The organism is Sphingobium sp. 22B, assembly GCF_001580035.1.
GTDB lineage: Bacteria > Pseudomonadota > Alphaproteobacteria > Sphingomonadales > Sphingomonadaceae > Sphingobium > Sphingobium fuliginis.
Map to the genome: position 1 here is coordinate 35931 of NZ_LTAB01000026.1, position 19967 is coordinate 55897.

Here is a 19967-nt window from a genome sequence, read left to right on the forward strand (position 1 = left end):
GACTCCATCACTCCGCTGTCAGGGGAAGATCGCCCGGGTCCGCCGACCATTTTTCCGGCATGTCCGGGAATGCGACGCGCTCGATCGCCTGCTCCATGGTGAGACCCTGCGCCACCAGGTGTTCGATCGCAGCGAAGGTCCTGGGGCTCGATGAAAAGAGCGTCGCGCTATAGGGATCGAGCACGAGGCGGCCGACCGCCAATGTCTCGGGTCCCTTGATCATGATATCGGAATACTCAAAACCGTTGCGTTTCAGCGACCGCAGCAATGCATCGGTATAGTCATCCATCTCGAAGCGGTCATGCTTCTTGAAGTCGGCAATGGTTTCCGGCTTCTGCTGGAGAATGACGAACCAGTCGCTATTTTCGAGTGCCGCGATCGATCCTGGCGACTTATAATAGTCGTTCAAGGACTGGGTCGCCGTTACCAGCGACGCGCCATATTTGCGGCAGGTGCGCGCATAAGTCTCGATGAAGTCCGCCATCGCGCCGCCGCGCAGCATCTGCCAGGCCTCGTCCAGGAGCAAGGCCTTGGGGATCGATCGGTCAATCTTGCGCATCATCTGCTGGGAGAGGAACATGATCGCGGTGAGCACCACGCTGCGCAATTCCTCGCGCGCGGAAAGATCGGAAAGCTCGAAGACGGTGAGGTCCGCCGACAGTTCGAACGACACCTCGCCTTCGAAAAATTTGCCGAACGTACCGCGCGACGAGAAGGGCCGCATGGCGATGCCCAGCGCATTGGCAAGTTCGTTGCCGGTCCGGTCGAGCGCCGCGATCACATCATCGATGCACCCGGATCGCCCCTTTTCTTCCCAGACCTCATTCACCGCCCCGTCGATGAGGCCCCGCTCGGTATCGTTCAGCCGGTCGATATGGCGGGCCATCTGGTTCACAATGGCTTTCAGCATCGCCATGCAGTCGAGCTGATAATCCTCGTCGCGCGCGGCGAGATCGGCGTCGATCATGCTGAAGGGATTGAGGCAGAAGCCCGAGGACATGGTGAACTCGACAAAGGCGCCACCCTGGAGCTTGGCGCTGTGCTCGAACGAGCGACCGTCGTCGATCACCACCACCCGCGCGCCCGCGCCGCAGAGCGAGGCGCAGAGTTCCTGGAGGGCGACCGATTTGCCCGACCCCGATTTGCCGAACACCGCGACATTATGATTGCCCGCCGCATTCTCGAAGGGTGACCAAAAGAAGGGCTGGCCCCGCCGGCCGATCAACAGCAGATGCGGCGTCCGGCCGCCCAGATACTCGCCCTGGATCGGCGCCAGATTGGCGGCCGTAGTGGTCAGCATCGTGCGCATCCGCTTCATGCGCTCGAGATCCTTGGAAAGGCCGTTCGCCATCGTCATGGGCATGGCGCAGAGCAGGCCCATGACCTGGAGATAGCGATCGTCGAGCAGATCCCAGCCCGCCGCGCGATAGACGGATTTGAGGACCCGCTCATGGGTATCCCCCTTCCCCTTGGGCGAGAAGGCCGTAACCGAATAGAAGAGGCGCACGAGCTTGCGTCCCTGCTTCATCTCGTCATTCACATAGCGCCATTCCTGGCTCTGCTCCTTCAATTGCGGCAGGAAGCGCGCCGACTTGCTGTCGGCCAGGCTGGTCGTGCGCATGAATTTGAAGCCCGCCTTGCTGGACGCTGCCTCGACATCGGGAAAATCGATGCAGAGATTGGTGGCGACCGGACAGGGCATGCGCAGCTTGTCGGTGAACATGTCGCCGATCAGCCGCGCGACATCCCAAGGCGCCCAGCGCTGGGGCAAGTTGCGCACCGAAAAGGAGCGGACATCGAAGGTGTCGGGGTAAATCTCGCCGATCTCGGGGGTACCGTCGATCTCGCGGCCGGTGGGACGGAAGCGCTCGGTGCGCAGCAATATGCGATCCGCCTCAACCCGCATCTCGACATCGCGCCGGATCGCCTGGTCGGCGATGGGATCGAACGCATTATAGCTCACCGCGTCGTCGCCCGGCGCGGTGGTGGGCGAGGTGATGTCGTCGATCCACGCGATGAGCGCGGGCGGGTCCATTTTGCGGGCGGTGACGTTGATCGAGGCCAGCGCGGAAATGAGCCCGTCCATGACGCCGACAATCTCCTCGTTGGAGACGCGCGAACTTTCCGGCGTCGAATAGGAGATGGCGACACGGTGGTTTCGCAGGCCAAAGGGCGCGTCGGCCGAGAGCGAGGTCCAGACGCCCTGGGTCATATGCTCGACCCGGTGCTTGGCCATGCGCTCGTAAATCCCGTGCGCCCGGTAACGCGGCACATACCATTTGGAGAGCAGCTCGCCGACGCGCGGGCTCATCCATTGGTGAAATTGCAGGCAGCCGGGCGTCGGGATCGCTTCGGAGAGGAATTGCGCAAGGATCTCGCCGCTGCGCTCATCCGCGCCCACCATCGGCGCCACCTCCAGCACGAAGCCGCGCGAGGCGCTGTTGTAGAAGATGCCGCTCTTCGCGTCGTAGCTGCGGTAGGGCAACCAATGCGCCAGCATCGGGACGCCGAGATCCGGGCGGCCGCTGTCCGGGCGCTTGGTGTCGCCCAGCATCCCCGCCATCAGGCGCTCGAAAATATTGGGATCAGCCATCATTCATCCTCCGGGATGGCGGCAGGAAAGGCGGTTGCCCGCACGATGGGTTGGACGACCGGCTTAGGCGACGCGGGCACGGAAACTGCGGCGGCGCCTTTCGCCGGAACCAGCTTGCTCGGAAGCGCCGCTGGGGTAGATGAGGCCGCTTGCGGCGCGGAAGGTGTCGGAACCGACGGCGAACCGGCCCGCGCGGCGGTCCCAAGCCGACGCGCCACATCAGCCTTGATGGCCGCTACGGGATCCGCCTTCCGCGCCCGCGCCGCTTCGACGGCTGCCGGCGTCGGCAGATCGGGATCAACGGCGAGCGGTGGTTCGGTGGTAGTGACGGCCTCGGCCAGGCTCTGCATCTGCGGCGCGGCCGAAAACGCGTTGCGCGGCAGGACCGCTTCCTGAGGTTCGGGCGCGCTCTGCCATTCTCCCTGGGCGACCACGGCGCGGATGGCGCTCGCTTCATGGAGCCGACCGCCTTCATCGATGAAAGCCGGGAACACAATGCGCATCAACCGCTCGCGGCTGCGCGTGGCGTCGGCGCTGACCGCCATGCGCACCGGCTCAGCCGCCGCGACCTTGGTGGCCGCCGGACTCTTGCGCTGCTCCTCATAGGGCCCTGCTGGGGTCGGCGTGGCCGAGGGATCATCGGTGATCATGGCGAGCGCTCGATCATCGATGACCGCGCTCGGCGCACAAATGCCATCGGGCGCGGCGCAGGCGAAACTGCCCTTCACATTACCGCCAAGGCTCGCGCAGCCGGTTGAAAGAAGGCAAGCCAGGACGCTGCTGATCATCGCGGCCAGCGGCCTTGTCGTGACGGCCCCGCTCACGACCGTGCGTCCTTAAGCCAGGCTTCGAGAAATTCGCGCGGGCGATACCCTTCCAGCACCGCACCGTCGCTGCGGACGATGACCGGCGTGCCATTGAGGCCGTGTTTGTGAGCAAAAGCCTCATTGGCATCAAGCCCCGACGTGTCGCAGGTCGCGCCGCCCGCCAGCGGCTCTCCGGCATAGGCGGCGTGTACGGCCCGCTCCTTGTCCTTCGCGCAATAGACGCGGTCGGCAATGTCGCGGCTGCCCAGGACCGATATCGGCCGCTCGATCACCTTGACGTTCATCGAACGCAGGACATTGGACAGCGCGCGGCAATAGCTGCAGCGAAAATCGGTGAAGATGGTGAGGCTCTGGCCCTGCGGATTGCCCCAGATGATGGCGCCGTCCTTGCCGAGGCTTTCGAGTGAGAGCTTGGGCGATCGGCGTTCCGGTGTCGGCTTTTCCATCCGGCCACCCTTGGCGGCAGCGGCGAAGGCGGCCTTTTGCGCATCCTCGCCCGTCAGGTTCGCCGCCGCATTGGCCGAGGCTGCCGCGCCCACCAGCATGTCGGGGTTCATCTCCAGCAGCTTGGCTGCCGTCAGGTCCTGGCGGGTCTGCATGTCATAGACACGGCCGATGATGAGGTAGCGTGCGGCGGGATCGACATAGAAGAGATTGGCGCCGGCGGTGATTTCGCACAAGCCACTGACCTTCTGGCAATCGACTGCGCCAACCTGGGTCTTGGGGAGCCGGGCCTTCAGCGCCTCTCTGACCCCGCCCTCCGCGCCGCCAACATCGGCCGCGAGGCTGAGGCTCGCGAGGCCGACGCAACCGAAGGCTAACCCGATCGATGCAGGTCGATATGAGAGGAAGCGCCCAAGGCGCCGCAGCCTAGTTGCGAACATAAACACCCTCCAGGAAGACGATCTCGACATCGATGCCGGTCGGCATCTCGATCACCGGCTGATATTGCTCGGCCCGTTCGATCAGATATTTGGACACAATGTCGCCGGTTTGGGCGACGCCTTCGCCAAGCCCGCCTTCGAGGATGTCCCCGGTCGAGAGCTTGTCACGCTTGCCATTGGTCGAGATGTTGGTGCCCTGGAACACACTGTTCGCATTGGCCGAAAAGCCGCGGCCAAAGCCGCCCACCAGGCCCGCCATGAAGGCCTGGGTGACCAGCGATCCCTCGCGCGACACCACCCGGCCGCGCACGCCCGTCTTGCCGCCAAAGGCGATGAACCCCTTGACCTCGGACACCGCATAGCGGCCGCCCGGTTGCGGGCAGGTCATCTTCTGGAGCTTCACATAGACTTTCTCGCTCGAGAGATCGCCGCGCGCGGCACCATTGATGAGACAGCCTTCGATTTTGGTCGTGAGCAGCTTGCCATTGGCGAAGACCGAGCGAGCGGGACCGGTGATGCGCAGCACGACGGGCAACGGATCGGTCTGGCTGTTGACGCCCGCGCTTGCATCGACCCCGACAATCACCCGCGCGCGAGCGAAACTGTTGGGCGGGAGATAATTGGGGCTGTCGGTATAGACGGTATTGCCCTTGGCGACCTTGGACGCGATCCCACTATCGCTGCTGGTGAAACTCACCATCTTGACCTCATTGCCGCGGGGGAGCGCATCGGCGCGCACCGCACCTGCGTCGCCCGGTGCATCGGGCCGCTGATAGACTTGCGGGCCATTGGGGCCGTAGAGCGCGGAAGGGCCTGCCATCGCTGGCTGTGCCGTGCGCCGCTCGGAAATCTGGCGCTTCAATTGCTCATTTTCTGCCTGATAAGCGGTCAGCACCCGCTGCCCGTCGGCCTGCATCGACTGGTTCTGGGCTTTCAGCGCCTCGACCTGCGAGGCGAGCTGGTCCATCCGCCGCTGCTGGCCGCCCACGGCCTTCAGCTGATTTTCCTGGGCCTGGAACTGGTTTTCCGACATCGCCATCCACTCCTGCTGGGAGAGGTTGCGGTTCACCAGATCCTTGGTCGAGACATCGATTTCTTCGCCGCTTGTGGCTTTGGGATCCTCCTTTTTCTCGTCACCGCTGAAGATCCAGAAGGAGGAGGCGATGAGGCCGATGCCGGCTGCGCCGGCGAGAAGCAGTTGCTGCTTGCGGCGGACGGCCTCGTTGCCGGCGAGGTCAGCGCTGACAGGGGAGACGCCCTCGCCCGCCTCCTGATCGGCATCGAGCGTCCGGCGCTTGCGCGAAAAAAGATCAGCCAATGCCATCAGGGCCTCCCATTTTGCGATACGAGATAGGCGGTCGTGATCTTGCCGGGGCCGAGGCGCGGCTCGGCGATCGAGACGGCCAGCGTGCCCGACGGCGCAACCGTCGCTTCATTAAGCTCGATGGCCGCCGCCCCCTTATTCTCGATGCGCAGCACCTTGCCGGTCAAATCCGCGCCGCGATATTCCGCGATCATCTGCACCTTGAGCGTGCCCACATAGACAGGGCGGAGCGAACGCTGCCGCATCTCGTAGCCCGGCGCCGAGCCATTGGCGGCCATCGCCTGCATCAAGGCAACCGCCGCGTCCTGCGGTCCGATCTTGCCCTGCGGGCTATTCTCCTCCGCTCTCTCACGAGCGATGGCGGGATTGGTGACGAAGATCTGCGCGGCCTGATCGCCTGTGATCCGGCAGAGGAACTTGTAGACATAGCCGCGCTTGCTCGTTCCGAAGAAGGACAGCGCACCTTTCTGGAAACCGTCGGGCACCGAGAGATAGATGTCGCCGCGAACAGGCTCGTTCACCACCGAGAAATCCTCGGTCGGGTTGCCGGTCGAGATTTTCGACACGCTGGCAAACTCATCTTCAACCAGGCTGATGCGGGTCAGGTCCTTGGCTGATGCCTGGCAATCGACCTGCGCACTGTCGGCCGCCACGATATTCTGGTCGGCAAAGGCCGGTGCGCTGATGAGGAGCATCGCCAGCCCGAGCAGGAGCAGGCCGATCATCCGGCTTGCAAAACATTGGAGACGGGAGAGAAAGGCAAGGCCGCCCGCTGCGCTGCCGATGACATAAGCCGACATCATGACGCCCTCCCCTTCTCACGGTGGCCCTTCTCATCCTCCACCATGCCAAAGCCGATGAGCCTCAGGGTGAGGCCCGCATATTCCCAGCGGTAGCGGAAGGTGCGCAGCTGTTTGGAGACGACCTTGCTGCCGACGATGGTGTGGAGTTCGCCGGTCACCTCCGAGCTGAGCGCCTTCGTATCGATGGTCATCGACTGGATGGTGAAGAACTGCGATATCGACGACCCGCGCTGCTCCTCGACAATGCGCATAAGATCGGCCTTGAGTTTGCCCTGTGCCCGCGGCGAAGCGATGGCGAGCACGCTCTCCATCCAATATTCGAGATTTTGCGGATTGCGATCGAGGGTCAGCACCACGACATCACGCGTGATCATCTCCAGATAGTCCCGGCTGACGCCCGAACTGGAAATGGTGAGCGGCGAGCGCAGGACCGGCTGGAGCACGATCTCCCGACCGCGAAAAAGGGTCATGGTCAGCAGCAGCAGGCTGAATGCCCCGAGCGCCGCGACGGCCGCGAACAGCAGATTGCGTTGCCGCAGGATTCGCTGGTGGTGCGAATGTTGGTAGCTAAGGTCCATATCAGCCTGCCATCAGCCGGAGATAGGAAGGTGGTGTGGCTCTCAGGCCCGTAAAACCGGCCGGAAGATGCCAATAGGCCAGGTGCAAAAGCCATGATCCCGCCCGGCCAGCCTTTGCCTTTTTAAGTCCCCACCAACCCGCGCCCGCAAGCGCTACGCCAATGAAGATATGCTGGGTCAGGATACCCCACGTGAACGGTATGATCAGCGCGAGGAACTCATCCAGCGTCCAGAGCCCTATCAATTCAGGATCATCCAGATGAGCCGGGATCACATATTTGTCCTGTGCCATACACCACCCTCTTGTCGGTCCGGCGTGGCTGAAAGCCACTATGGACCACTTGAAGCTTCAGATCGTCGCGGTGACGGTGGAGGTGACGATGGGAACGCCGGTGCCCGCGCCCACGCCGACGCCCACGGGGATGGCGATCTGTCCCAGCGAGAAACGGCCCGATGCGAGACCCACGACCCCGCCGACCAGCGAGAGGATGGTGATGATCCGACCGCCCGAGCCTTCGAGAAACCCGGTGAAGGTGTTTTCCGCCGTATCGAAGGTCGTGTCGGCGCCGGCAAAGGCGGGGCCAACCATCAGCAGCAGGGCAAAGCCGAGAAAAGCGAGCGCGAGCACCGCCATCTCCAAGCGCCCGGCCTGTTTCAGAACAGACTGCATGAGATGTTCCTTATGTTCCGAGCGCGGCTGATCCGTGCTCCAGAGAAAGGCTGGGTGCGTTCCGGCTCTTCACCAAGAAGGAAGCGGCGAAAAAGTCCTCAAATCAGAAAATAAATGGACAATCCCGTGAGCCTCGACAGAAAATTGCGCGAAACTGTCCGCGCTCGCGGGCAACTGTCCGATCTCGCGGATTTCTGCCCGCGATTGCGGACAGTTGAATATTGCATTGAAGCTGATTCGGACAGTCTTCACGGATTTGCCGATTTGAAGATATCATCCATCTCAGGGCGTCATGATATCGAAACCGACCAGAACTTCACTTGCTCCGGCGGCAAAACAGGATGCTCGGGCTCGCTCCTTTGACTCGGTTCCCGCAATCGCATGAAAATTGATTGAATATCGAATTCGCCGGGCCGCATCTTGCACTGCGGCAAGTCAGTTGGTCCCTTGAATTCAAGGGCCAGCAGCTTTCCGTTTGGGCCAAGAACGATGGGTCGGGCAGCCCATTTCTTAGCCCAACTATGCGCAAATCCGGGGGAAAAGTAACGAGCGACCAACAGGGAGAAAGACATGGTATGGCAATCTGACGGTGATGACCCCAATCAATCCAGTTCCAGGTCCAATGACAGGCGCGCGGATGTGCAGGCGGGCTTTCTTGCCGTTATCCTCGAAGATATGGCGCACAAGCGCCTGAGTGTCCGCGATCTTTCCGGCGCGACAGGCATCGGCAAAAGTCGCCTGGGCGCTGTTCTGCACCGCAATGTGGCCAAGCGGCCGCCGATCACCGTGCCCGAGCTTGCAATGCTGCTCGACGCGCTCGACATCCATATCCTGCAGGCCTGGCTCAGGGGCGAAGCACTCATCCATATCGGATTATATGGCGATAGCCGGCTGAACCGGCTCTTGCCCCTGCTCGCGGAATTCTATCTCGATCTCCCCCGCAAGCTGCTCGACGCTCTGGCGCAGATCGAAGGCGCTGACGGCACGGAGCTGCGCCGTGGATGGTCGGAGCCCTTCTCCAACGCGGTTGCCAAGCGCATGGCGCATGAGATCACCCGCGTCGTTGAACGGCGCAATGCGCTCACCGATCTGCGCTTCTGATCCGTTCCTGAAATGTCGAAACTCGCACGATGCGGTATGGGCCTTGGTCCCACCCATCGCCGGGCATCGGCAGCGTTTCCATGCGCCGGTTCGGTACCGCGACACCGCTCAGCAGCGACCAATTGTGCAATATGGCGTCGACATAGAGCCGGGTTTCTCGGATGCGCGGGATCGTCGCGTTGCGAACCCGGCCAGGCCCGGCATTATAGGCGGCAAGCGCCAGATGGACCTGACCGAAACGATCGAGCTGTCGGCGCAGATAGCGCGCACCACCGCGCAAATTCTGGTCAGCCGCGTAGCGATCGACCCCCAATTCCGCTGCTGTGTCGGGCATGAGCTGGGTCAATCCATAGGCATTTTTGGACGAGAAAATATGATGGCGATAACGACTCTCCTGGATGATCATCGCGTCGAACAGGCCGACCGGGATGCCGAATTCGCAGGCAACCTGGCTCATCAGGCCATAATAGCCCTGCCGCCGGTTCTCCGCGTCCGCCTTGAGAAACCCTGTCGGGCGGTAGGCAATGGGCAGGCAAGCCGGTACCCAGCGCGCCGCCGCCGAAGGATAGAGCGGCGAGCGGGTCATCCACGACGGGATTGTCAGGGCACCCGTGGGCGTTTCGGTGTTCGCCGGGCCGCCGCGACCAAGGTCGTTCCAGCTATCAATGGGCACCGGCCCCCGCTCCGCAAAACTGTTCGCCATCTCGATTTCGACCGATCGACGATGAGGGCCACCTGCAAGCGCGACGTGCCCTTCACCAAGGCGTTCGACGACTGCGCCGGTCATCGCATTCGGTCCGTTTTCCCCATCTACAGATGGACTTCCGCCCATCGTGATCATCTGCACGATCCGCACATTCCTGGGAGGCGCAGCATCTGCGGCATCGGTCCCCACGAGCATCATTCCAGCAAACAGCAACGCCTTGTGCATACCATCCTCCTGACTGTTGAAGCCCAAGTGGAGATCAGCGCCATGGCGGCTGTCAATTCGGAGCATCCGGACACCCCTCCCCTCGGTGCCGCTCGGCGAGGCCCTCATGTGGTTAATTGATCGCAATAGCGACGGCCTCCAGACACGGCGCATAGCCCTCCCTCCCCCTGTCCGCATGGCGCTCGTCCGCTGGTATGAAGGCGTGGGTGATCATCATGATGAGGAGGCGGGCATTCTCCTCGTCCAGCAGGCGCGCATTGGCGAGAAGTGGATTGCCTGTGATTGCCTGGAGGAGGGTCAGCCGCCGCCCATCCTGACGCCGGCCTATTTGAGCGAAGCGGAAACCTATTATCTGCGGCGGCTCACCAGTGCGAAGCGGCCCGAACATCGGACCGACTGCCCCTTCTTCCGCGACCAGGCGACGAACCGCATTACCGAGGTGCGAAGCCCTCTCAACCCGGCTGATCCGCCCGCAGGCTTTTTCGAGGTCTTGCGCCCCGCCCCTCAAAATCTCGCCCAAAAGCCGGAAGAGGATTTGACCGATGACCGTACGCGAAACGCGTCGATCCCCCGTCTCGCGCGCTTACTCTGGCGACTGATCGACGCTGCGGGCCTCAACCATTGCCAGCCTATCAGTCACCAACACCGTCCCATGTCGATCGGGGACGAGTTCAAAGCCTTGGGACAGGCCGCCGCCAAGATCGAGATCGCGCCTGGCATGGAACTGGCGAGCGCGTTCTGGACCCATGCCGGGCCGCTTCACAGCAAACAGGTCTATGCCTCGCTGCGCAGGCTCTCCGAGCGATGGCCGCACGGCCATGCGCCCCAGGCTTTCCTCACCCTGTTCGCCCCTGCCTTCCAAGGCAGCAGTATCGATGTGCCCGGCTGCGATCCGGTGCTGATTGCCAATCGCGTGCAGTCGCCATCGGTGCGGACCAATGTCATCAAAGGCCCCTATCTCGCCCTGGTCGTTATCGGGCAATATCCAGAGTCCCGCGGCTTCGCGCCACTGCGCGCCTATGCACAGCCCATCTACTCAGGACGCCGCTTTGTTCCAGTAGATAGCGAGTTCGAACGACTGGTCCTGCGACAGCTTTTGGAAGCCCAGCAGCATCTCAATCGCATGAATATTGATCTCTCGATCGAAAAGCCGGTCTTCGATCGACTAACCGACTTCGGACCATGCAGGCCCGATTTCATGATCGAGGCTCGTTCGCGGGAGTCCGGCGAAGTACGGCAATTGATCATCGAGGCGATGGGTTTTCACGACGATGTCTACCTCGCGGCGAAGGCCGTCACCTTGCCACGCATGCAACAGATCGCGCCTGTCTTGCCAGTCACACCGAAGGACGCGGAGCGCCGACGAATAGGGCCAATGTTGATCGACATGATCCTGTCATGACTTTAATCTGATTCACCATATTTTTTACAGGACAGACGCAACTGGAACCATGGCAGACGCCAAGTCGTTCACTCATCTCGTCTTGATCGATGCAATTGGAGATTTACATTTTTCTGGATTGCGCGCATGAGGCGCAGAACATCCCTCGAAGACGGGTCCGCGAGCATGGCCGACAACAATTCTTCCGATATCACTACCCTCACTGTTCAGTTGGTGAGCGCATTCGTCTCCAACAATACGGTACCGAGTGCCGACCTTGCCGGCCTGATCCAGTCGACGCGCGCCGCGCTCGTCAATGAACTCAATCCGGCCCCGGCAGAATCCGAAGCGCCGACTTACACGCCGGCTGTCTCGGTACGTAAGAGCCTGTCTTCGCCCGATCACATTCTGAGCCTGATTGACGGCAAGCCGTATAAGACTTTGAAGCGCCACCTCGCCTCGCATGGCCTCACCCCGGAGGAATATCGCGCCCGCTATAATCTGGCCAAAAGCTATCCGCTGGTCGCCAGCAGCTACTCGGACGCGCGCCGCGCCGTTGCCTCGAAGATCGGCCTTGGCCGCAAGTCCGTTACTCCGGCTGCCCCCGCCGCCGAAGTGAAGCCGGCCGCTGCCGCCCCGAGCGCACCCGCTCCGGCAAAGTCGAAAGCCCCGGTCAAGGCAGCGCCCAAGCCCGCTCCCGCCAAGAAGGCCGTGAATGGTGATGCCAAGGCGAAGCCTGCTGCTCTTTCGGCCGCGGCAACGGCCGCGCCGAAGAGTTCCACCCCGGTGAAATCAGCGCCTGCCGCAGAGGCCAAGGCCCCACCGGCAAAGGCTGATGCGCGCAAGCGCCTGTCGATCGCCGCACCCAAGGATGAAAAGCCCGCTGCAAAGACTGAAGCTGCCGCCAAGCCGGAAGTGAAGACTGTTGCCGCTCCCAAGGCGAAAGCCGCGCCCAAGGCCAAGCCGGCTGCTGCGCCTAAGGCGGCCAAACCTGCGGATGCCCCGAAAAAGGCCGCCAAGACAGCCGCCCCGGCGTTGAATGGGGATGCGAAGGCCAAGGCGGAGGTGCCCCCGGCCAACGGCTGATCGCCGGACGCCAAATAGACCTGCAATTTTGAAGGCAGCCCCGCATTGTCGGGGCTGTTCTTTCATCAGCAGTCAATCGATGTCGGACAGCCGCAAAAATCTCCGGCGTTTACGCCCAGCATAATTCTCATCTTTAGTGGCCTTCGAAGTAACGCTCGATGTCCAGGCGACCATTGAGAACATTCACGATTTCCACACGCTCCTCGCCGTAACGAAAGAAAATGACATACCCCTGATGCGGAAGAGACCGGATGTCGGACCGCAATTCAGGGCGATGGGTTCCAAGCGTACCGGGCAGATCGGCAAGATTGTCGCATCGGGCCACGAGTTTTTCGACAAAGGCTTGAGCGACCGCCAGATCCCCGCTTTCAGCCGCGATACGACGCAGGACGTCAGCCAGATCGTTTCTGGCTGACGTCAGATAGACGAGGCGACGCACTCAGTTTTTTGCTGCGGTTCAATTCTTCCGACACACGCGTCAGATGACTCCGCACATCGTCAGCGTCATGTTCGCCACGCGCGGCGATCGAAGCGTTCAGCGTGTCTCGCAGCGATATTAGCTTGACCTCCCGTTCCTCGACCAGGCGAAGGCCTTCGCGCACAACCTCACTTGCCGAACCGTAACGGCCGGATTTAACCACGGTTTCCACAAAGCCTTCCCAGCGTTCGCCAACAGAAACGTTCACCCGACCCTCCATTCATGTCCCTCAGCGGCATAGCATGATAACATAAGATGCGCAATTTTTGACATAGCGGCCTGCCGCACCACTACAAGTGATTGGAGGGCAGACAGATTCGAAAGGCGCGGTTCGAACTGGCATTCGGGTCGACGGCCGTCGACTCTGAGGACGGTGGTCGGGATCACGTTGGCTCTATCTATGCGGATCCCGAACCGTCGCGATCCACTGCGCCAAAGTGCAGGCAGCTATCGCTGTTAGCCCAATGCGGAGACCTAAACTTTCACAAAAAAGCCCTTTTGGTTTGAAATGTTATTCCGACGAAAAGATGCACCGAACATGATGGCTCGCTCAGGTTTCGGCAAGCCGCCCCTTTCTCAACCCAGCCGGCAAAGCGGCGGACTTACGCGATTTGCCTTTCTGCAGCTCCAACCATTTCTCGGCATAAGTGTCGCGCTGGCGGACGTGCGCGACCCATTCATTGACGAGCCTAGACATGCCGCCAATCATGGCGCCGGGTTCCAGGAATATCATATCCTCGCCGAGTTTTTCATGGAGTTCGCGCATGAAAGAAATGACGATACTCATCCCTTTATTGTCAGCGCAGAGCAGAGCAAACTCCGGCGACCCGATCTGGAGAACCGACCACAGTGCATCGGCATCGCTATTCGTTGCCTCGGCAAATCGGCAGACCCGCTCATAGCTTATCCGCCCCTTGCCAGATTCCAGATGCTCGTAGGACCGCACAGGGAGACCCATGACCTTCGCGACCTCGGATGGCTTCAGACGGCGCTCCGTGCGGATCATGCGCATGGCCTTCGCGATCAGCTCCACGTCGAGCGTCTCTTCGGTCGATTTTTCCCTCATCTCCACATCTTTCCCATGCATTCCGGCTGGCCCGGCGCTGACAGGGAGCAACGCCAGTTGCACAAGAAAACCAGAAAATCAGGCACAAATAAACCGTTGATTTTAAATGGATCGGCTAAATGCCGAATCCGCGCCATTTTTTGGCGTGATATGCGCAAATAGCTGCGGGAAATCGGCAGACAACTGCGGGCTTTGACCCCAATATCCGAAACGTGCTCCATTTAACCCCATATGGATCAAATTGTCCTCGCCAGCGGCTTGCATGACCGCAACTTCCATGATTCCGAATTGGAAGGGACGCAGAATGTTCATGGGCACCTCAGAAGACAGGGCGTATCTACAAGCCTATAAAGCCATCCGTCAGGCACTACGCGAGCGCTATTGGCCCGAAGGCCAACATGTCTCGGTCGCCAGGTGCGCAGAAAGCTGCAAATTCAGCCCAACGCCGGTTCGTGAAGCCATGGCCCGCCTCGCGGGCGAAGGCCTGCTCGATGAGCGGCGCGGCCTTGGCTATTTCGTACCCCGGCTTGGCCCGGTGGAGTTGAGCGAGCTCTACACTGTCGCGCAGAGCACGGCGGTTTCGCTGCTGAGTGAACCGGTCGTTCTGTCCGCTAACGTCGCGGGCAATGGCGCTGAGGAAACACTGTTCGACAGCGGGACCATATTGGTGACGCTCGCTGGCCAGACCGCGAATTCACTGCTCTGCCTGATCGCCGCCAATCTCGATGCAAGGCTGGCGCCCGTGCAACCCGCCGAAGCGACAATGTTCAACCCGACAGCTGAGTCCGCTGAGTTTCTCGCCCTTATTGCCGCGGGCGATCGGCGACTCCTCCAGCGCTTTACCAACGCCTATTACAGCCGCCGTCGCAAAGCCGCCCTTGAAATCGCGCGGCGACACGATTCCCTCGCACGATCGGCTACACAATGAAAATAGTCTCAATATCATTTGAATAGCTTCGGGCCGGGGCGCCTCATGAACATGCCGATGTTCGGCAAATCCAATGAAGGAGGTTCGTGATGACCAAAGTGAAGACCATTCGCTTGCGGCGCCTCGGCAGCGTCTCCCGCGACACCAAGGCGATCGTTCAGACCGGCGAACAGGAAGAATTTCTGCCCGTCCTGTCCTACGCCTGACCCCACCGGGAGCGGCCTTCTTTTGTGGAGGCCGCTCCTCCCTTTCATGAAATAGCTCGGCGCACTGTGACCTTCGCGGCTCACCGCCGGGACGATGACCTTCATACCCCCAAGGAGGTTTGTAATGACCAAGCCACTGACCCTGCGCCTTCGGCGCCTAGGCAGCGTTTCGCGCGATACCCGTGCGATCACGCAGATGGGCGAGAGCGAAGACTTCATGCCTGTCCTCTGCTGGCCCTGACCTTCAACGGGAGCGGCTCCAAATCTGACGCCGCTCCCCATTTTCCTGGGCTGCTTTCCATGCCACTCACCACTGCACCCCATGTTCGTGCCGCCGATGTCGGCAAAGACCTCATCCTCCTCGACCTTTCCGACGACAGCTATCTGTGTCTGCAGGGCGCTGATGGCGAGGATGTCATTCTCGCCCTTCGCGGTGATGACCATGATCCCGGCAATCCCGTCATCCGTGAAGTGATCGATGCAGGGCTGCTCCGCGCAGTGGACAACCATGTCCCGACCATACTCGATCCGACATGGCCGGTCGATGGCATGCCGCCGCGCGGCAACGCCCTTGCCAGCCTGACCCTCATTCCCGCTGTGATCCTGGGCCTCGTCCACTATGGGCTTCGCCGCAAGGCGCTGCTGCGCCGCCCGATCCGTACCGCTGCGAAAGTGAGGCTGGATGATGCAGGGGTCATACGTCTCGTTCAGCGTTTCAGGCAGTTGCGGATTCTGCTGCCGCGCAGTGGTCGCTGTTTTGTTCAGTCCTGGCTCCTGCTCCGCCTGCTGCGCAAGCGCGGCGTAGCGGCAGAATGGATTTTTGGCGTTCGCACCTATCCCTTCGAAGCCCATTGCTGGGTCGAATGGCAGGGGCGTGTTCTCAATGACTGGGCCGATCATGTCCGCTGGTACGACCCCATTGCCCGCTTCTGATCCCCTGCGGTTTTGCGCACTCCTGGCGCCACCGGGTGCCTCAACCATGGAGCGCGCTCGAACCATTGGCGGAGCGCTGCGCTCGCGCCTCCCCGACCTCATGGTGCAGGCAGACGACCCCGGCTTTTTGCTGCTGGCGGGCGCTCCGAATCCGGGATGGGCCTTGCACGCTGCGCGCGAGGGCAGAACCCAGGTACTCGGCTCCCTGTTGCCGGGAACGCTGCCGAAGGATTCGCTGCCCGCCGCGCTGGAGACCTCCACCGATCCCGTCGAAGCTATGTCCGCGATCACCCGGCTGTGCTGGGGCCGCTACGTCGCGTTCATTCACGACCCGGAACGCCAACAGACAAGCTTGATGCGCGATCCGTCGGGGGCGCTGCGCGCCTATATCTGGAAGGTCGATGGTCTGACGCTGATCACGAGCGGCCTGCCCGACGCATTGCTCGACAGCGTAGGCGTGCGACCCGTGGTCGACTGGTCCGCGCTCGCAACACTGACGGCCTTGCCCGAACGGGTGGGAAGCCTGAGCGCGCTGACGGATGTCACCATCCCCCTGCCGGGAACTATCTATCATGTCGGCAAGGACGGCATCACCACGCAGGGCATCTGGTCTCCGACGGCGATCGCCCGCCAGGATCCGGCGCCCCTTGCCGATCTCCCGCGCGTCCTGGCGAATTGCATTGCCGGTTGGGGCAATGGCTCCAGCCCGGTTTCGATCGAACTGTCGGGTGGCCTTGATTCTTCCCTCATTCTGGGAGGCCTCGCCCGACGCAAAGACCGACCGGCGATCCACGCGCTCAATCTCGTGCCGGGCGCGACCGGAGGCGGAGAGAGCCGCTTTGCCAGCGCGGTCGCCGATCACTGGGACGTGCCCCTGGTAGAGGTCGGTATCCACCCCAGCGAGATCGACTATATGGCGCATATGGAGCGATCGCGACCAGAGCAGCCGCTCGTCTATGGTCTCGACCATATTGCCGACCAGACATCGGTGCGCTCCGCCGACCTTGTCGGCGCAACGACAATATTGAGCGGCCAGGGCGGCGACGCGGTGCTGTTCCAGCCACGCGGTCCCCACATCGCGGCTGACCGGCTGCGCGCCAAAGGGCCTGGGCCGACCTATTGGCGCCTGCTCGCTGAGAGCGCCGCATCGACCAACCGATCCATCTGGTCGTCGCTCTGGCGATCGCTGCGCCCACTCCCCATGCGCGCGGCCGCCAATTTCCAGCCGGCTTTGGCCGGAGCGCTGCTGCGTGCCCAGTTGGAAGCAGGTCTGCCGCTCCATCCCTGGATGGAGGAGGCGAAGCGACTGCCGCCAGGCAAGCGGCTGCAGATCGCCATGCTCTCCAACTGCCAGATATTCCACGCACCGACGCTGACGTCCGCTGGCCTTCGGCTCGCCCATCCCATGCTGTCGCAACCGGTGGTCGAGCATTGCCTTCGCGTGCCGACATGGGAGCTGGTTCCCGACGAGCGCGACCGGGGCGGCGCGCGCGACGTCTTGGCAGACTGGCTGCCGCCAGCGGTGCGCGAGCGTCGTACAAAGGGTGAGGCCACCGGCTTCTACAGCCGGGCCATCGCTCTTCAGCTCGACCGCCTGGGGCCGCTTCTGCGCGAGGGTCATCTGGTGCGGCAAAATATTATCGACCGCGCAGCGCTGGAGCCAATGCTGAACGGTGAAGCGCTGCTCTGGCGCGGTGATCATTCGCTGCTCGCAACGCTGGTGGCGATGGAATTGTGGGCGCAGCGCTGGGCTTGAGGCTTCCTCCGACCGCCAGCCGATCGCCAAGCCAAGCGGCAATGTGCTGCCACATGTCGCGGATATTGCCGGGGCTGCGAAGGTTATGCGCTTCGCCCCAATAGCGCAGCAAGGTCACGTCGCGGCCGCGACGGTGCAACTGCGTGAACATCCGCTCGGAATTGATGGCGAGTACCGGATCGATATCACCGTGGATAAGCAGCACCGGATCGCTGATCGCATCGGCCTGATAATAGGGACTGCTCAACCGATAGCGTTCTGGCGCTGCCTGCGGCCCTGTCTGCATGCTCCCCTGCCCGCCCTCCGCCCAACCAAAGCCGACCGTCAGCGGAAACCCCTCCTCAAGTGCAACCCGGTCGGCCGGCGACAGCGCGCCATGCTGAATCGCAAGGTCAGAAGGTGCCGCGCTCGCGATATAGGCGCGGAAGCGATGACTTTGGGTGGCGATCTTGAGGCTGGTGTAACCACCGAAGCTATGGCCGTAGACTGCCACCCGCTCACTATCGATTAAGCCGGTCGCAATGGCCCGATCTACCGCCTGCTCAACCTGCGTGCCAAGGGTCGCACCTCGGTCCATGCCATCCCGCGCATCGACAAGGCTGGGCATCAGCACGGCGTAGCCAAGGCTCGTGAGCAGCAATGGATTGACTGACGCGGCGACCATGTCGGGCGCAACGGCCGGTCGACGATCCATGGTGAAGGTCATCCCAGGATAGGGCACGACAATGAGCGGTAATGGCTTGCTCCTATTTCCTGCTGGACGGATCAGCCAATCCGTAAGGCCCGTAGCGGGGTTGGTCAGCGGCCGCATGTCAGGCAGATCGACATCTGCCAGATGGGCGTTGGTCCGATCGATCTCGCGAATGCCGGCCGGCCCCGAGGCCATGAGCCGGCCGACACCGCAGGCATCGCGCGTGATCAAAAGCGCGATACCTGCACGCCTGCTGCCGAAAAGCAGGCGCGTGATCGGATCGGTTGTGTGATCAGTCGTTCGATTGGCCCAGCCTAGCCAACGAAGCTGCGCCTGCGCACCCTGCGGGATGACAATGGGGGCATCGTCGCTAATGGCAGTAATCGAACGATGGTTGGCGCGAATGCCGATATCGAAGCTTTCGCTCGTCGATCGCGGCATGCTGATCGGCCCACCTTTTATGATCCTCCTGGAATTTCCAGTGCGGTCCATCGTCCATAGTCCATCAGGGCAGGCGAGGAGCAGTCGGGCGCTCCCCGCCTGCAGCAATGGTGGCTGACAGGGCAGCCGCTCCAGAGCTTTGTTGATGGAGGCTGCGGCACGCGGAGCACTCCAGCGGCTCGATCTCCCGCCCCGCTGGCCAAAGACGAGTGGAACTTCGCCCCACCAGCCCGCGCGCACCAAACGCACGCCGCTGTCGTCGGGCGGCAGGAAGGGGGTCACGTCGTCGAAAGCTGCACGAATGCGGCCAGTCCGCGCGTCAAACAGACGTAGCTCGCCTGCCGCCCAATCTTGGCCGGGCGCTCGCGCAAAGAACATCAGCCGGTCGCTCCTCGGTGCCCATTCGAGGAAACCCGGCTGGATGTCGCAGCCGATGCAGGCCTCCCGTTCCAATCCGCCCTTAGTGCGCAGGACCGACAGTCGATATTGCCGGTTCTGGTCACTCGACCGAACCGGGACGTTCAAAGGGATGACCGGCTCCGGTCCCTCGCGGAGCAGCGCGATCGAGGCGCCGTCAGGAGAAATGGCGACATCCGCAATCGGTCCATCGCCAAGCTGGGTGGTCTGTCCGGTTTCGACATCGATCATGAGAAGTCGACGCTGCGGAAGCGGCGCAGCCTCGCCTGTGCCGCCAACGACTGAGACACCGGGCTCCTGCCCCCGTGCCGTGCGCGCCCAGAGAGGGATGACCTCGGCCTGATAGCGGCTACCCGTCGCGAACGGCCACGGCAGCGCCGGACTGTCCGCTGCAACCAACAACAGGCGCTGATCGTCCAGCCAGTCTGGTGCCGGATGCAACAGTGAGGTCACGGGATGCTGCAGGAGCCAGCGCACCTCCCGCGTCGCCATATCGACGATCCCGAGCGAGAGCATCTCGTCCTTCAGCCTGAAAACCGCTAGGCGCTTGGCCGAAGGCGACAGGCTTGCGATCCAATAGCCCGCGCCATCATCCTGCGAAAAAAGCGGTTCAAGACGCCCGCCATGCTGAAGGTCGAGACGCATCACGACCCCCAGCCCCCGCCGGGTAAAGCCGTCATAGCGGTAGCTCGCGGCGCTGTCATAGCGGCGATAGCGATCGATCACCACCCATCGGCCGTCGGGATCGATGAGCGCCTGGCCGTAGCTTTCGACGCGCAGCATATCGTCCACGCCATAGGGGCGTGCGTCGGCGATGCCGGCCATCGCCAGGCATAGCGCCGCCAGCCATGGGAAACGCATGTCACGGATTCC

General features: G+C 62.2%; 21 protein-coding genes. 7 read left to right on the forward strand and 14 right to left on the reverse strand.

The annotated features are described in order from the left end of the window. Positions 1–7: 7 nt before the first annotated feature. From traC to A0J57_RS19545, 8 genes are read right to left on the reverse strand one after another with little or no spacing between them, the layout of a single operon-like run. Positions 8–2593: a type IV secretion system protein TraC gene (gene traC, locus A0J57_RS19510; RefSeq protein ID WP_046766244.1), complete on the reverse strand. Its 2586-nt coding sequence runs from the start codon at positions 2591–2593 to the stop codon at positions 8–10. After that, positions 2593–3417: a hypothetical protein gene (locus A0J57_RS19515; RefSeq protein ID WP_061938797.1), complete on the reverse strand. Its 825-nt coding sequence runs from the start codon at positions 3415–3417 to the stop codon at positions 2593–2595. The genes traC and A0J57_RS19515 overlap by 1 nt, the downstream gene beginning before the upstream one ends. Further along, on the reverse strand, positions 3414–4304 hold the full coding sequence (locus A0J57_RS19520; protein WP_046766246.1) for a DsbC family protein: 891 nt from the start codon (positions 4302–4304) through the stop codon (positions 3414–3416). Before A0J57_RS19520 ends, A0J57_RS19515 begins: the two co-directional genes overlap by 4 nt. Then, on the reverse strand, positions 4291–5628 hold the full coding sequence (locus A0J57_RS19525) for a TraB/VirB10 family protein (RefSeq protein WP_046766247.1): 1338 nt from the start codon (positions 5626–5628) through the stop codon (positions 4291–4293). Before A0J57_RS19525 ends, A0J57_RS19520 begins: the two co-directional genes overlap by 14 nt. After that, positions 5628–6431: a type-F conjugative transfer system secretin TraK gene (locus A0J57_RS19530; RefSeq protein ID WP_046766248.1), complete on the reverse strand. Its 804-nt coding sequence runs from the start codon at positions 6429–6431 to the stop codon at positions 5628–5630. The genes A0J57_RS19525 and A0J57_RS19530 overlap by 1 nt, the downstream gene beginning before the upstream one ends. Beyond that, positions 6428–7009 carry a type IV conjugative transfer system protein TraE gene (locus tag A0J57_RS19535; RefSeq protein WP_046766249.1) on the reverse strand — a complete coding sequence of 194 codons (582 nt, stop codon included), beginning with the start codon at positions 7007–7009 and terminating at the stop codon, positions 6428–6430. The genes A0J57_RS19530 and A0J57_RS19535 overlap by 4 nt, the downstream gene beginning before the upstream one ends. 1 nt (position 7010) lies before the next feature. Beyond that, a complete protein-coding gene (gene traL, locus A0J57_RS19540) occupies positions 7011–7301 on the reverse strand; it encodes a type IV conjugative transfer system protein TraL (RefSeq protein ID WP_046766250.1) in 291 nt (96 codons plus the stop codon). A 57-nt stretch (positions 7302–7358) separates the two neighbouring features. Continuing rightward, positions 7359–7679 (reverse strand): hypothetical protein, encoded by a 321-nt coding sequence (locus A0J57_RS19545; RefSeq protein ID WP_046766251.1) that lies wholly within the window; start codon positions 7677–7679, stop codon positions 7359–7361. A 114-nt stretch (positions 7680–7793) separates the two neighbouring features. Between A0J57_RS19545 and A0J57_RS26105 the strand changes: the two genes are divergently transcribed. Beyond that, positions 7794–8042: a hypothetical protein gene (locus A0J57_RS26105; RefSeq protein WP_139111428.1), complete on the forward strand. Its 249-nt coding sequence runs from the start codon at positions 7794–7796 to the stop codon at positions 8040–8042. Between the two features lie 207 nt (positions 8043–8249). Then, positions 8250–8780 carry a hypothetical protein gene (locus A0J57_RS19550; RefSeq protein ID WP_052757584.1) on the forward strand — a complete coding sequence of 177 codons (531 nt, stop codon included), beginning with the start codon at positions 8250–8252 and terminating at the stop codon, positions 8778–8780. On the opposite strand, the gene A0J57_RS25480 is transcribed toward A0J57_RS19550, so the two are convergent. Beyond that, positions 8761–9567 carry a lytic transglycosylase domain-containing protein gene (locus A0J57_RS25480; protein ID WP_235600915.1) on the reverse strand — a complete coding sequence of 269 codons (807 nt, stop codon included), beginning with the start codon at positions 9565–9567 and terminating at the stop codon, positions 8761–8763. The genes A0J57_RS19550 and A0J57_RS25480 overlap by 20 nt on opposite strands. A gap of 250 nt (positions 9568–9817) precedes the next feature. Between A0J57_RS25480 and A0J57_RS19560 the strand changes: the two genes are divergently transcribed. Both A0J57_RS19560 and A0J57_RS19565 read left to right on the forward strand, forming a co-directional pair. Further along, positions 9818–11113 carry a hypothetical protein gene (locus tag A0J57_RS19560; protein WP_061938803.1) on the forward strand — a complete coding sequence of 432 codons (1296 nt, stop codon included), beginning with the start codon at positions 9818–9820 and terminating at the stop codon, positions 11111–11113. Between the two features lie 165 nt (positions 11114–11278). Next, on the forward strand, positions 11279–12178 hold the full coding sequence (locus A0J57_RS19565) for a MucR family transcriptional regulator (RefSeq protein ID WP_046766253.1): 900 nt from the start codon (positions 11279–11281) through the stop codon (positions 12176–12178). 133 nt (positions 12179–12311) lie between these two features. On the opposite strand, the gene A0J57_RS25485 is transcribed toward A0J57_RS19565, so the two are convergent. The 4 genes from A0J57_RS25485 to A0J57_RS26415 form a co-directional block, all read right to left on the reverse strand. Continuing rightward, a complete protein-coding gene (locus tag A0J57_RS25485; RefSeq protein WP_076605793.1) occupies positions 12312–12617 on the reverse strand; it encodes a type II toxin-antitoxin system RelE/ParE family toxin in 306 nt (101 codons plus the stop codon). Further along, positions 12571–12864 carry a type II toxin-antitoxin system ParD family antitoxin gene (locus A0J57_RS25490; protein WP_076605794.1) on the reverse strand — a complete coding sequence of 98 codons (294 nt, stop codon included), beginning with the start codon at positions 12862–12864 and terminating at the stop codon, positions 12571–12573. Before A0J57_RS25490 ends, A0J57_RS25485 begins: the two co-directional genes overlap by 47 nt. Positions 12865–13206: 342 nt before the next feature. Beyond that, the gene (locus A0J57_RS19575; protein WP_052757586.1) at positions 13207–13722 is read right to left on the reverse strand and encodes a helix-turn-helix transcriptional regulator; all 516 of its coding nucleotides are present in this window, start codon (positions 13720–13722) and stop codon (positions 13207–13209) included. Between the two features lie 102 nt (positions 13723–13824). Continuing rightward, complete coding sequence (locus tag A0J57_RS26415; RefSeq protein ID WP_046766255.1) at positions 13825–14034, reverse strand: hypothetical protein; 210 nt, start codon at positions 14032–14034, stop codon at positions 13825–13827. On the opposite strand from A0J57_RS26415, the gene A0J57_RS19580 reads away from it, so the two are divergent. The 3 genes from A0J57_RS19580 (at position 14027) to A0J57_RS25495 (ending at position 17545) form a co-directional block, all read left to right on the forward strand. Further along, positions 14027–14650, forward strand: coding sequence for a GntR family transcriptional regulator (locus tag A0J57_RS19580; RefSeq protein ID WP_061938806.1), 624 nt, complete (start codon positions 14027–14029; stop codon positions 14648–14650). The genes A0J57_RS26415 and A0J57_RS19580 overlap by 8 nt on opposite strands. A gap of 506 nt (positions 14651–15156) precedes the next feature. Further along, entirely contained in the window at positions 15157–15789 is a 633-nt protein-coding gene (locus A0J57_RS19585; protein ID WP_046766257.1) for a lasso peptide biosynthesis B2 protein, read from the forward strand. 46 nt (positions 15790–15835) lie between these two features. Then, entirely contained in the window at positions 15836–17545 is a 1710-nt protein-coding gene (locus A0J57_RS25495; protein ID WP_158230105.1) for an asparagine synthase C-terminal domain-containing protein, read from the forward strand. Here A0J57_RS25495 and A0J57_RS19590 read toward each other — a convergent pair. Then, a complete protein-coding gene (locus A0J57_RS19590; RefSeq protein WP_046766258.1) occupies positions 17427–19955 on the reverse strand; it encodes a S9 family peptidase in 2529 nt (842 codons plus the stop codon). The two genes, A0J57_RS25495 and A0J57_RS19590, sit on opposite strands and share 119 nt — an antisense overlap. Between the last annotated feature and the right edge of the window lie 12 nt (positions 19956–19967).